Annotated in this window: 8 protein-coding genes and 1 pseudogene; 6 read left to right on the top strand and 3 right to left on the bottom strand. The window is 60.4% G+C overall.

Annotated features, from left to right (window positions below; all coding sequences use genetic code 11):
• Window positions 1-123: 123 nt before the first annotated feature.
• The 4 genes from AERO9A_RS07015 (at window position 124) to AERO9A_RS07000 (ending at window position 7,058) form a co-directional block, all read left to right on the top strand.
• A complete protein-coding gene (locus AERO9A_RS07015) occupies window positions 124-1,038 on the top strand; it encodes a LysR family transcriptional regulator (RefSeq protein ID WP_159971193.1) in 915 nt (304 codons plus the stop codon).
• Between the two features lie 189 nt (window positions 1,039-1,227).
• Entirely contained in the window at window positions 1,228-2,466 is a 1,239-nt protein-coding gene (gene mexE / locus AERO9A_RS07010) for a multidrug efflux RND transporter periplasmic adaptor subunit MexE (RefSeq protein ID WP_159971192.1), read from the top strand.
• A 27-nt stretch (window positions 2,467-2,493) separates the two neighbouring features.
• The gene (locus tag AERO9A_RS07005) at window positions 2,494-5,673 is read left to right on the top strand and encodes an efflux RND transporter permease subunit (protein ID WP_159971191.1); all 3,180 of its coding nucleotides are present in this window, start codon (window positions 2,494-2,496) and stop codon (window positions 5,671-5,673) included.
• Window positions 5,670-7,058, top strand: a complete 1,389-nt coding sequence (locus tag AERO9A_RS07000) for an efflux transporter outer membrane subunit (protein ID WP_159971190.1) — start codon at window positions 5,670-5,672, stop codon at window positions 7,056-7,058. The genes AERO9A_RS07005 and AERO9A_RS07000 overlap by 4 nt, the downstream gene beginning before the upstream one ends.
• Window positions 7,059-7,062: 4 nt before the next feature.
• Here the strand turns inward: AERO9A_RS07000 and AERO9A_RS06995 are convergent, their stop codons facing one another.
• Window positions 7,063-8,913 carry a diguanylate cyclase gene (locus AERO9A_RS06995; RefSeq protein WP_159971189.1) on the bottom strand — a complete coding sequence of 617 codons (1,851 nt, stop codon included), beginning with the start codon at window positions 8,911-8,913 and terminating at the stop codon, window positions 7,063-7,065.
• 172 nt (window positions 8,914-9,085) lie between these two features.
• On the opposite strand from AERO9A_RS06995, the pseudogene AERO9A_RS06990 reads away from it, so the two are divergent.
• Window positions 9,086-9,420 (top strand): annotated as a pseudogene (locus AERO9A_RS06990) (MmcQ/YjbR family DNA-binding protein).
• Here AERO9A_RS06990 and AERO9A_RS06985 read toward each other — a convergent pair.
• Both AERO9A_RS06985 and AERO9A_RS06980 read right to left on the bottom strand, forming a co-directional pair.
• Window positions 9,406-10,128, bottom strand: coding sequence for a DUF1294 domain-containing protein (locus tag AERO9A_RS06985; RefSeq protein WP_159971188.1), 723 nt, complete (start codon window positions 10,126-10,128; stop codon window positions 9,406-9,408). The pseudogene AERO9A_RS06990 and the gene AERO9A_RS06985 overlap by 15 nt on opposite strands.
• On the bottom strand, window positions 10,125-10,955 hold the full coding sequence (locus tag AERO9A_RS06980) for an undecaprenyl-diphosphate phosphatase (protein WP_159971187.1): 831 nt from the start codon (window positions 10,953-10,955) through the stop codon (window positions 10,125-10,127). Before AERO9A_RS06980 ends, AERO9A_RS06985 begins: the two co-directional genes overlap by 4 nt.
• 227 nt (window positions 10,956-11,182) lie before the next feature.
• On the opposite strand from AERO9A_RS06980, the gene AERO9A_RS06975 reads away from it, so the two are divergent.
• A complete protein-coding gene (locus tag AERO9A_RS06975; RefSeq protein WP_159971186.1) occupies window positions 11,183-12,817 on the top strand; it encodes a methyl-accepting chemotaxis protein in 1,635 nt (544 codons plus the stop codon).
• Window positions 12,818-12,823: the final 6 nt, after the last annotated feature.

Raw genomic sequence — 12,823 nt, 5'->3', positions numbered from 1 at the left:
TCATGCCTGTCAGTGATTCGGCGCCTTTCAATACGCCTCGCACTGCCCGTACTATTGCTGGGGCAAAGGCTCTCATTTGCACCGCCGTGCTGACAAGGCCCGTTTTCCTCGGATGGTATCTGGATGAATCGCAACGACCTGCGTCGCCTCGATCTGAACCTGCTGATCGTCTTCGAGACGTTGATGCACGAACGCAGCGTAACCCGGGCCGCAGAGAAGCTCTTTCTCGGTCAGCCTGCGATCAGCGCTGCGCTTGCACGCCTGCGCACCCTGTTCGATGACCCGCTGTTCGTCCGCACCGGCCGCAGCATGGAACCGACCCCGCGCGCGCAGGAGATCTTCGCCCTGCTCTCGCCGGCACTCGACTCAATCTCCACGGCGGTCAGCCGCGCTGCCGACTTCGATCCGGCCACCAGCACGGCAGTGTTTCGTATAGGCCTGTCCGACGACGTGGAGTTCGCCCTCCTTCCCGCCTTGCTACGCCGCCTGCGAGCCGAAGCGCCTGGCGTAGTGCTGGTGATTCGACGAACCAACTACCTGACGATACCCGGCATGCTGACTTCTGGCGAAATCTCTGTCGGGGTCTCCTATACCGATGAATTGCCTGCCAATGCCAAACGCAAGGTGCTGCGCCGCAGCAAGCCCAAATTGCTGCGTGCCGATTCGATTCCCGGCGCACTGAGTCTGGACGACTACTGCGCGCGGCCACATGCACTGGTGTCTTTCGCTGGTGACCTTACCGGTTTCATCGACGACGAGTTGGCCAAGCTCGGGCGCAAACGCCACGTAGTGCTGGCCGTGCCCCAGTTCAACGGCCTCGGCACACTGCTGGCGGAGACCGACATCGTCGCCAGCGTACCCGATTACACGGCAGCCGCACTGACTGCCTCGGGCGGCCTGCGCGCCGAAGATTTGCCCCTGGAACCGCAAAGCTTCGAGCTACACATGGCCTGGCGCGGCGCTCAGGACAACGACCCTGCCGAGCGCTGGCTACGCTCACGTATTCAGATGTTCTGCGGTGATCCAGACAGCCTCTGAACCGCCCCGCCACACCGCGCACAGTTAGTGAGCACAATGGAACTTTCGAGCACCATCATTAATCACAACTAATTAACTTCTGCGTTTTATCATTCCCAATGATATTCATGTTCATGGCGTTCGATTCGTAGCTTTCCAGCGCGCCCTGCAGACTCCGCCAATCCAAAAAACCGACTGGCGGAGTCACCTATGGAACAGTTTCACAAGCGCATCTGGATATTCCCTCTGGCCCTTGTCGGCACCCTATTGCTCAATGGCTGCGAGCAAGCCCCGCAAGCCCAGGCCCAAATGACCGCACCCAAGGTCAGCGTGGCCGAGGTGATCGAACAGCCGGTCAACGAGTGGGATGAGTTCACAGGTCGCCTGGAAGCCCCGCAATCGGTAGAAATCCGCCCGCGTGTTTCCGGCTATATCGACCGCGTCGCTTTCGAGGAAGGCAGTCTGGTGAAAAAAGGCCAGTTGCTGTTCCAAATTGATCCCCGCCCGTTCCAGGCCGAAGTCAAACGTCTGGAGGCGCAACTGCAGCAGGCGCGCGCCAGTCAAGCGCGTGCAGCGAACGAGGCGCGCCGTGGCGAACGCCTGCGCCAGAGCAACGCCATTTCCGCCGAGTTGGCCGATGCCCGTGACAGCGCCGCTACAGAGGCACAAGCGCAAGTGGCAGCTATCCAGGCAGAGCTGGATAACGCTCGTCTCAATCTCGGTTTCACCCGCATCACCGCACCTATCGATGGCCGCGTTAGCCGCGCCGAAATCACCCTGGGCAACCTGGTCAATGCGGGCGAAAGTCTGCTGACTTCGGTGGTGTCCACCGACAAGGTGTATGCCTACTTCGATGCCGATGAGCGGGCCTTCCTCAAATACACTGAGCTGGCCCGTGAAGCCGGTACCGACGCCCGTGGCGCCAGCCCGGTGTATCTGGGGCTGTCCAATGAAGAGGGCAATCCACACTTAGGCCAACTGGACTTCCTCGATAACCAGGTCAACCCGAGCACCGGCACCATTCGTGGCCGGGCGGTGTTCGACAATCAGGAAAATCGCTTCACCCCTGGCCTCTACGCACGCCTGAAATTGGTAGGCAGCAAGCCTTACTCCGCCACGCTGATCAAGGATGAAGCCGTGGGCACCGACCTGGGCAAAAAATATGTGCTGGTGCTGGGGGAAAACAACACCCTGGCCTATCGCTCCATCGAACTGGGGCCAAAGCTCGAAGGCCTGCGCATCGTGCGTAGCGGCCTGAGCAAAGGCGAGAAGATCGTCGTTAACGGCTTACAACGTGTCATGCCGGGCGCCACTGTCGACCCGCAGCCCGTAGCGATGGCCGACGCCGACACCCTGGCCCAACTGGCACGCCTGCGCGAAGCCGCCAACGCTGACGCATCGCCCCGCCTAGCCGCTGAACGTACTGCTACCCGCTCGCCGCGCGGCTAATCACGCTCGCGCACAGAGGACCGATTCATGAATTTCTCGCAATTCTTCATTCAGCGGCCCATTTTTGCCGCTGTGTTATCGCTGCTGATCCTGATTAGTGGCGCCATCTCACTGTTCCAACTGCCGATCAGCGAATACCCAGAAGTGGTGCCGCCAACCGTAGTGGTGCGCGCCAACTTCCCTGGCGCCAACCCCAAGGTCATCGGTGAAACCGTCGCCTCGCCGCTGGAGCAGGCCATCGTCGGCGTGGAAGGCATGCTCTATATGTCGTCGCAGTCGACCAACGACGGCAAGCTGACCCTGACTGTCACCTTCGCCCTCGGCACCGATCTGGACAACGCCCAGGTGCAGGTACAGAACCGTGTCACCCGCACCATGCCGACGCTCCCCACCGAAGTGCAGCGTCTTGGCGTGACCGTGGACAAGGCCTCCCCCGACCTGACCATGGTGGTACACCTGACCTCGCCGGATAACCGCTACGACATGCTCTACCTGTCCAACTACGCCGCGCTCAACGTCAAGGACGAGCTGGCGCGTCTGGACGGTGTGGGCGATGTGCAGTTGTTTGGCATGGGCAATTACTCCCTGCGCGTCTGGCTGGATCCGAACAAGGTCGCGTCACGCGGGCTGACTGCCAATGACGTGGTCGAAGCCATTCGCGAGCAAAACCGTCAGGTTGCCGCTGGTGCCCTGGGCGCGCCGCCTGCCGATGCGGGTAACAGCTTCCAGTTGTCGATCAATACCCAAGGCCGCCTGGTCACCGAGGAAGAGTTCGAGAACATCATCATTCGTGCGGGCGAAAACGGCGAAATTACCCGCCTGCGCGACATCGCGCGGGTCGAGCTGGGCTCAAGTCAGTACGCCCTGCGCTCGCTACTGAACAACAAGCCGGCCGTGGCCATTCCGGTGTTCCAGCGCCCTGGCTCCAACGCCATCGCCATCTCCGATGCGGTGCGCGCACGTATGGCTGAGCTCAAGCAGAGCTTCCCGCAGGGCATGGACTACGAGATCGTCTACGACCCGACCATCTTCGTTCGTGGCTCCATCGAGGCGGTGGTGCACACCCTGCTCGAAGCCATCGTGCTGGTGGTGCTGGTGGTAATCCTGTTCCTGCAGACCTGGCGTGCCTCGATCATCCCGCTGGCCGCCGTGCCGGTGTCGTTGATCGGCACCTTCGCGGTGATGCACCTGTTCGGCTTTTCGCTCAACGCCCTGTCGCTGTTCGGCCTGGTGCTGGCCATCGGTATCGTGGTGGACGACGCCATCGTCGTGGTGGAGAACGTCGAGCGTAACATCGCCCTGGGCAAGTCGCCTGTGGAGGCAACCCGCCAGGCCATGAAGGAAGTGACCGGCCCTATCGTTGCCACGGCTCTGGTGCTGTGCGCCGTGTTCGTGCCGACTGCCTTCATCTCCGGCCTCACCGGGCAGTTCTACCAGCAGTTCGCGCTGACCATCGCCATCTCCACGGTGATTTCGGCAATCAACTCGCTGACCCTGTCGCCCGCGTTGGCGGCCGTGCTGCTCAAGGAGCATCACGCGCCCAAGGATGGCTTCTCGCGCCTGCTCGACAAACTGTTCGGCCGCTGGTTGTTCGGCCCGTTCAACCGCGTATTCGAGCGCGCCAGCCATGGCTATGTCGCCACCGTACGCCGCGTATTGCGCGGCAGCAGCATCGCCATGCTGGTCTACGGCGGCCTACTGGTGCTCGGCTACCTGGGTTTTTCCAGCACACCGGCTGGCTTCGTACCGCAGCAGGACAAACAGTACCTGGTGGCCTTCGCCCAGCTCCCGGATGCGGCCACCCTCGACCGTACCGAGGCGGTGATCAAGCGCATGAGCGAGATCGCGGCCAAACATCCGGGCGTGGAGAACACCGTGGCTTTCCCCGGCCTGTCGATCAATGGCTTCACCAACAGCCCGAACAGCGGCATCGTCTTCGTCACGCTGAAGGACTTCGACCAGCGCAAGGATCCTTCACTAAACGCCGGCGCCATTGCCGCCGAACTCAATGGCCAGTTCGCGAGCATCCAGGAAGCCTATCTGGCGATCTTCCCGCCACCACCGGTTCAGGGCCTCGGCACCATCGGCGGCTTCCGCCTGCAGATTCAGGATCGCGGCAACCTGGGCTATGAGGAGCTGTACACGCAGACGCAGAACATCTTGGGCAAGGCCCGTCAGTTGCCGGAGCTGAACCCGATGTCGGTGTTCACCAGCTATCAGGTCAACGTGCCGCAAGTCGATGCCGATATCGACCGCGAGAAGGCCAAGACCCATGGCGTGGCCATCAGCGATATTTTCGACACGCTGCAGGTGTACCTGGGCTCGCTGTATGCCAACGACTTCAACCGTTTTGGCCGCACTTATCAGGTCAACGTCCAGGCCGACCAGCAATTTCGCCTGGAGCCAGAGCAGATTGGCCAGCTCAAGGTGCGCAACAACCGTGGTGAAATGGTGCCGCTGTCCACTTTCGTCAAGGTGAGTGATAGCTCTGGCCCTGATCGAGTGATGCACTACAACGGCTTCCTCACCGCCGAGATCAACGGCGCCGCCGCACCGGGTTACAGCTCCGGCCAGGCTGAGGCCGCCATCGCCAAGCTGCTGGAAGAGGAACTGCCCAACGGCATGACTTACGAATGGACGGATCTGACCTACCAGCAGATTCTCGCTGGCAATACCGCCGTGTTCATCTTCCCGCTCTGCGTGCTGCTGGCTTTCCTGGTGCTGGCTGCTCAGTACGAGAGCTGGAGCCTGCCGCTGGCGGTCATTCTGATCGTGCCGACCGTGCTGCTGTCGGCCATCACCGGGGTGATCCTGGCCGGTAGCGACAACAACATCTTTACCCAAATCGGCTTGATCGTGCTGGTGGGCCTGGCCTGCAAGAACGCTATCCTCATCGTCGAGTTCGCCAAGGAGAAACAGGAAGAAGGCCTCGACCGCGTCGCCGCCGTGCTGGAAGCCTGCCGCCTGCGTCTACGCCCAATTCTGATGACCTCCATCGCCTTCATCATGGGCGTGGTGCCACTGGTACTGAGTTCCGGGGCCGGCGCCGAAATGCGCCATGCCATGGGCGTGGCGGTGTTCTCCGGGATGATCGGTGTGACCTTCTTCGGTCTGCTGCTGACGCCGGTGTTTTATGTGCTGATCCGCGCCTTTGTCGAAAAACGCCAAGCGCGTAAAGCGGCTCGTCTGCAAGAGGTACATGTATGAAGGCCTTTACCCCCGCCCTGCTCGCTCTGGCGCTGTCGGCCTGCGCCGTAGGCCCGGACTACCGGACACCCGAAACCGACCCGGCGCGCATTGCCGCGCTGGAGTCCGGCGACTACGACCGCACGCGCTTCGATGCCGCCTGGTGGCAACAGTTCGAAGACCCGACACTGAATCAACTGGTACAGCGCTCGCTTGCGGACAACCGCGAGCTGCGCGTGGCCTTCAGCCGTCTGCGTGCAGCACGAGCCATACGTGATGACGTGGCCAACGACAGCCTGCCCACTGTCACCAGCCGCGCCAGCGGCGAGTTTGGCAAGGCCCAGCAGCCACCTACCACGGAGGAGCGCATTCGCCAGGAGCGTTACGACCTGGGCCTGGACACCGCCTGGGAGCTCGATCTGTTCGGCCGCATCCAGCGCCAGCTCGAAGCCAGCGAAGCGCGCATCGAAGTGGCCGAGGCCGACTACTACCAGATTCAGGTCAGTCTGATTGCCGAGCTGGTGGATGCCTACGGCACGCTGCGCGGTGCGCAGTTGCGTGAACATATCGCCCTGGAAAACCTGAAGAACCAGCAGGAATCGCGCGCCATCACCGAACAACTGCGCGATGCCGGCATCGGCAGCGAGCTGGACGTGCTGCGCGCCGATGCCCGCCTGGCGGCGGTGGAAGCCAGCGTGCCGCAGTTGCAGGCGCAGCAGGTGCGTGCGCGCAACCGCATCGCTACCCTGCTCGGCCAGCGCCCGGAGCAACTGGAGGTGGATCTGGCGCCCAAGCCGCTACCGGCCATCGCCAAGGCGCTGCCGATTGGCAACCCGGCTGAGCTGTTGCGCCGCCGCCCGGACGTGCAAGCGGCCGAGCGACAACTGGCGGCGGCCACGGCCGAAGTCGGTGTAGCCACGGCTGACCTGTTCCCGCGCGTCAGTCTGTCGGGCTTTCTCGGCTTCACCGCCGGACGTGGCTCGCAACTGGGCGCCTCAGCCGCACGCGCCTGGGCCGTGTCACCAACCATGAGTTGGGCTGCCTTCGACCTGGGCAGCGTGCGCGCTCGCTTGCGCGGCGCCGAAGCCGAGGCCGACGGTGCCCTGGCGCAGTATGAGCAACAGATACTGCTAGCCCTGGAGGAATCGGAAAACGCCTTCAGCGACTACAGCAAACGTCAGCAACGCCTGATCGCCCTGGTGCGCCAAGCCGAAGCCAGTCGTGCGGCGGCGCAGCAGGCGGCGATTCGCTACCGCGAAGGTACGGTGGACTTCCTCGTACTGCTCGACGCCGAGCGTGAACGCCTCGCTGCGGAAGATGCCCAAGCTTCAGCCGAAGTCGAGCTGTATAGCGGCATCGTGGCGATCTATAAGGCGCTGGGTGGCGGCTGGCAGCCGCAGGCCTGATGCGTTACATGGCAGGGTCGCACTCGATGCAGTTACGCCCTGCCAGCTTGGCACGGTACAGCGCGCTATCGGCCTGCTGTATCAGTGCTTGCGGCTGCATGCCGGGCGTCACCACTGTCGAGGCGACACCAATGCTCAGCGTTACTCGGTCCAAAGGCGAACCTTCGTGACGCAAATTCAGCGCCGCGACGACTTCGGCGAGCTTTTCGGCCATGAGGTAACCACCCGCCAGATCAGTCATGGGTGCGAGCAAGACAAACTCCTCACCGCCATAGCGCGCCACTGTATCCGTGGAACGACTGACGGCCGCCTGCAATGCCTGAGCGATCTGACGTAAGCAAGCATCACCTGCCGGGTGTCCATACAAATCGTTGTACGGCTTGAACCAGTCGACATCCATCACCGCCAAGGTCAAAGGCGCAGAGCAACGCTGTGCATGCAACCATTGGCGCTGCAGAGCCTCATCGAACATTCGACGATTGGCAATGCCGGTAAGGGCGTCCGTCATGCTCAAAGTTTCCAGGCGCTGGTTAAGCACCTGCAGCTCTTCAGTGCGCTGAGTGACCCGCTGCTCCAGCTCACGTTCTGAGTGCTGCAGATTTTCCACCAATTGTTCCTGAGCCTGCAGCAACTGCGTTTTGGTCTGTAACTGCTGCTTGCGCATCACATTGATGCGATCAGCCAACGCGAAGGCCAACAAGAGCATCTCCAGCGACGAACCGAGCAACAAGCCATCTTCGGTGAATGCATTGGTGGGCAACAAGCCCATGGCTCGCAGAGTGGTGCTCGCGCCACCGAGCATCAGCAAGCCGAATGCCGCTAGAAAGAAATAAGCACTGCGCTGGCGCTTCAATGCGCAAGCCAGACCCACCGCGAATATTGCGATAGGCGCAAATAAAAAGAAGAAAATGGCAAAACGCGCAACTTGTGGCAGCGCGACCAGATAGAGGCAGGGGCTGATCAAGTAGAACAGGAACATGCCTTGCAACAAGCGATCTGCCGCAGGCAATAACCGATCTGTCTGAAGCATTCTGCGCATGAACAGCACCAGCGCACTCAACGCCCAAGAAGCACTGACGTAGTAGGCCACATTGGACTGCAGCGACACGCCGAACAGCAACCAGTCCGGCGCCATACCAACCTTGATGGCCAGGCTACACACCACGCACGACGCGAAAACCACGTATAGCAAGTAGATACGATCGCCAAGCGCGATAAACAGCATCAGGTTGAACAAGATCATCGCAACGGCAATGCCCATGTAACTGCTGCGCGCCATGTAGTCGGCACGCTCATGGGCATGAAAGCCCTCCACCGACCACAGCCGCAATGGCACCAGCAAAGCGATGTTCGATTGCACGCGCAGATAAACCACCCGCTGCGAACGTGCAGGCAATTCAATGGGGAAAACGAAATTGCGATTGTCGTAGGCCTTACCACTCATTGGCCTGTCAGCACCTGTCAGCCAGCGCCGATAGCCCCCCTGACCATCCGCGACATAAGCATCTACGAGGGAAATCCGCGGATTATCCACCTCCAGCAAGCGCTTGAGGGGCTGATCGGCAGAGTTGCCAAGAACCAAACGAAACCAGTATGCCGAACGGGTAAAACCCAGCGCGAAAGAGGCGCTAGGCGATTGTTCATAATCGAAATGTTCAGCCATCTCTGGCGCGTCAATGGCCTCCAGGGTCAGCGCCTGCGTGGCATCCTCCACGACACCAACATGGCTCGTCAGAGACAACGGCGACTGAGCGGTTGACGAAACGTCAACGACTCGACTGTCGGCATAGATCGACAAGGGCAGCAGTAACCCCAACAACAGCCAGGCAAAGCGCAAATGAAGAGCAATGTTCATAAGGTGGGGCGACGTGAAATATGAATCAAATGTTACAGTTTATGAGCCAAGCAGACGGCACCTATAAGACAAGCGCGCAGAAATCAGCGAATCGACTGTAAAGACTGGCTCTCAGAGCAATTAGCGCCTAATGTCATGCGCTGCCTTATGAGTTCACACTAGCTGCTTTTTCATGACTCCCGAGCAAATCGCCACCTTCTGCCTCAACCTGCCTGGCGCCCGTGAAGACCTCAAATGGGGCAATAACCGGGTTTTCTCTATCGCGGGCAACAAGATGTTCGCCATCCTCGACTTTCTCGGTGAGGATCTGGCCTTCAAGGTCGACAACGACCTGTTCCTGGGTTACGTGGATCGCCCCGGCATCCGTCCCGCGCCCTGATCAGCATGAGCGCCCATCGATTGCCGCTAAGCGCGGAGGAGCTGTGCGAGCTGCTGACACGCTCGCATCAGTTGGTAGCGCGGCGCTTGCCCAAGCGTCTGCAACCTGGGCTGCTATTGGATCAATAAAGGCACGTGCCGAGCGATAAAGGCACCGTCGAACCAGAGTAGATCGAGCCAGAACGCCTGATGCGCGGCGACGATCAACCAGAACACGCCTTGATAAGACGCCTTGCGCGTCTTGTGGCGAAAGGTCTGCTGGGCGATCAGCGCTCCCGGCCAGCCACCGATCAGCTCGACCAGATGCAAGCTGTTCTCCGGCGTGCGCCGCATGCCCTGCTGCGCACTGCGCTTGTCCATCCAGTACTGAAGAAAACTGGCCAGGCTGGCGGCGAAGTACAGTGGTAGCGCCCACCACAAGGCACTGCGCAGTTGCAACATGGCCCCTGTCAACGGCAAACCACAGAGCAGCACGAACAGCAGTGTCTTGGCGCCGAAGTGCTGGATAGGCCCTTCACGATTCGCTCGCTGCCCCCTGTGTGCCACCTTACATGGTGCAGAGGCTTTGGAGGTTTGCTTGGGCGCCGGTTTACGGCGAATCGCCTGGCGATCGAGGCTCAGTTCGCCTGCCAGACGCATGTGCTCGGCACGCGGCCTGCCCTGCGCATCACGCCCTGCGACATAGAGCACCTCATCGCCGACCTGTGGGCGCCGCTCGCCACGCATCACCGAGATATGGGCGAATAGTTCGGCGCCACCACCTTGCGGCTGGATGAAGCCAAAACCCTTGTCGTCGTTCCAGCTTTTCAGTCTTCCCTGGCGCTCCTGGCTAATCACGGCTGAGCAGTGCTCCAGTCGATCAGGTGCAATTGCCAGGTCGCCAGAATCACCAGGCCGAAAGCAATGCGATACCAGGCGAACACTGCATAGCTGTGATTGGCAATGAACCTCAGCAGCACACGTACGGTGATCATCGCCACGATAAAGGTGGTCACGAAACCGATAGCGAAGATCGGCAAATCCGAGAGCTGCAGGATGTCGCGGTACTTGAACAGCGAATATACGGTCGCCGCGACCATGGTTGGCATCGCCAGGAAAAAGGAAAACTCGGTGGCAGCCTTGCGCGACAAGCCAAACAGCAGGCCACCGATGATCGTCGCACCGGAGCGCGAGGTGCCGGGAATCAGCGCCAGGCATTGCGCAAAACCGACCTTCAAGGCCAGGCTCCACGTCATGTCGTCAACCGTCTCTGCTTTGATCGGCTGCTCACGCTTCTCGGCCCAAAGCATGATCACACCGCCGATGATGAGCGCAGTGGCGACGGTAATAGGGTTGAACAGCCAGTGCTCGATCAGGCTGGCGAAGGCCAGGCCAAACACCACCGCCGGAATGAACGCCAGTATCAGATTGACTGTGAAGCGCTGAGCTTTACGCTCGCGTGGCAGGCCTAGCACGACACCCAGAACACGAGCGCGAAACTCCCACATCACGGCCAGGATGGCGCCGAGTTGAATGATGATTTTGAACGCTGTAGCGGTTTCGCCATTAAAACCCAGCAGGTCTCCGACCACGATCAGATGCCCGGTACTGGAGATTGGCAAAAACTCGGTCAAGCCCTCCACAATGCCCAGAATCAAGGCTTGAAAGGCTACCCAAATATCCATCATTCCCCCAAAGAGTCGCGCTAAAGCGCGGAAAAGTTGTAGACGCATTGTCCCGGCGCTGGGACAGAGGCACACCGGCGAGGTTCCTTATTCTGGGCTGCCGCAATAAAAATTCAGCTTCCCCAGCAGGATGCCGAAATGCTATCAGATGAGTGAGATAAAAGAGCGCCCTTGACGTGGCGCCCTGACAATCGCCCAGCATAACGACAATAAACGGGGAATTATCTATGAATAGCTTACGCAGTATCCCCATCAGCCGCCGTCTCTGGCTGATCCTTGCGCTTGCCATTTTCATGTTGGTGCTACTCGGTAGCCTAATGCTGCAGCAGATCAACACTGACCTCTACGCAGGCAAGTTGGAGAAAACCGAACATGTGGTGCAGACCGCAGCCAGTATTCTCAAGCAATACCAGAAGCTGGAGGTAGCAGGTTCGCTGAGCCGTGATGAAGCACAAAGGCAGGCCATGGCCTTGATCCGTGAGCTGCGCTATGACGGCCAGGAGTATTTCTGGATCAATGATCAGCAGCCCGTGATGATCATGCACCCAACCAACCCCAAACTCGAAGGCCAGAACCTGTCGGGCTTCAAAGACCCGGACGGCAAGGCGCTGTTCAACGAGATGGTGGCCATATCCCGCAGCCAAGGTGCCGGCCACGTCGAGTACCGTTGGCCCAAAGCAGGGGCAGACGAGCCTGTACCGAAGATTTCCTACGTCGAACTGTTTCAACCTTGGGGTTGGATCATTGGCTCTGGCGTTTATGTCAACGACGTTCAGGCCGAATTTCGCGCCCAAGCGCTCAAGGCATCGGCCGTGGGGCTGCTGATCGCCCTGCTACTGGCCGCTCTGGTTCTGCTGATCTCGCGCAGCATCTCGCGTCCGCTACAAGATGCGGTCAACGCCATGGCCAATATCGCCAGTGGCGAGGGTGACCTGACACACAACCTCGATCACCATGGGCACGATGAGCTGACCGCGCTCGCCGGGCACTTCAATGCCTTTACCGACAAGGTGCGCGGGGTCATTCGCCAATCGCTCGACTCCTCCGGCTCACTGGATCAGGCAGCGCGCAGCCTGGGTGATATTTCCAGTGAAGCGCAACAGCACAGCCAGCAGCAAGCGCAACAAATGGAGTTGGTGGCCACGGCAATCAACCAGGTGACCTACGGTGTGCAGGAGGTGGCAAAAAACGCCGAGCAAGCCTCCAGTGAAGTGCACACAGCCGAAGAACTGACTGGCCAGGGGCAACAGAGCATCAACGCCAGCCTGCAGCAGATCGAACAACTGTCGAGCACCATTGCCAAGGCGGTCGAAGTGATTCAGTCACTGGCCACCGAGAGCACGCAGATAGGCGGTGTGCTGGAAGTGATTCGTTCGATTGCCGAGCAGACCAATCTGCTTGCGCTTAACGCGGCCATTGAGGCCGCCCGTGCAGGCGAGCAAGGCCGAGGCTTCGCCGTTGTGGCCGACGAGGTGCGTCTGTTAGCCCAGCGCACGCAGCAATCGACCGCAGAGATCCAGGGCATGATCGAGCGCCTGCAGAGTAATTCCGAGGCGGCGGTCAAGGTCATCAATGACAGTAACCAGGCCTCGCAGCAAACCATCGAGCAGGCCGGGCTGGCCCGCCAAAGCCTGGAGCAAATAACCCACTCACTGCGCAATCTCACGGGCCTCAATGCGTCGATTGCCAGTGCTACGCTGCAGCAAACGCATGTCGTCGACGATATCAACCGCAACATCACCCAGGCCGCGAGCCTCGCCCATAACACGGCAGAAGCCGCCGACCAGTCCAGTGCGGCCAGTCAGCACCTCCGGCAGCTAGCCGAGCAACTCCATCGGCTGCTTGGCCAGTTTCGCGTTTGAGGGCGC

The organism is Pseudomonas sp. 8Z (assembly GCF_902506535.1).
In the GTDB taxonomy this organism is placed as follows: Bacteria; Pseudomonadota; Gammaproteobacteria; order Pseudomonadales; family Pseudomonadaceae; genus Aquipseudomonas.
The sequence above is the reverse complement of the archived record's forward strand: the minus strand, read 5'-3'. Positions and strand labels throughout refer to the sequence as shown.

What these genes read in the sequence shown, in the direction of transcription:
- AERO9A_RS07015 (WP_159971193.1), top strand. Translation starts at nt 124, where the DNA reads ATGAATCGCAACGACCTGCGTCGCCTCGATCTGAACCTGCTGATCGTC.
- mexE (WP_159971192.1), top strand. Translation starts at nt 1,228, where the DNA reads ATGGAACAGTTTCACAAGCGCATCTGGATATTCCCTCTGGCCCTTGTC.
- AERO9A_RS07005 (WP_159971191.1), top strand. Translation starts at nt 2,494, where the DNA reads ATGAATTTCTCGCAATTCTTCATTCAGCGGCCCATTTTTGCCGCTGTG.
- AERO9A_RS07000 (WP_159971190.1), top strand. Translation starts at nt 5,670, where the DNA reads ATGAAGGCCTTTACCCCCGCCCTGCTCGCTCTGGCGCTGTCGGCCTGC.
- AERO9A_RS06995 (WP_159971189.1), bottom strand. Translation starts at nt 8,913, where the DNA reads ATGAACATTGCTCTTCATTTGCGCTTTGCCTGGCTGTTGTTGGGGTTA.
- AERO9A_RS06980 (WP_159971187.1), bottom strand. Translation starts at nt 10,955, where the DNA reads ATGGATATTTGGGTAGCCTTTCAAGCCTTGATTCTGGGCATTGTGGAG.
- AERO9A_RS06975 (WP_159971186.1), top strand. Translation starts at nt 11,183, where the DNA reads ATGAATAGCTTACGCAGTATCCCCATCAGCCGCCGTCTCTGGCTGATC.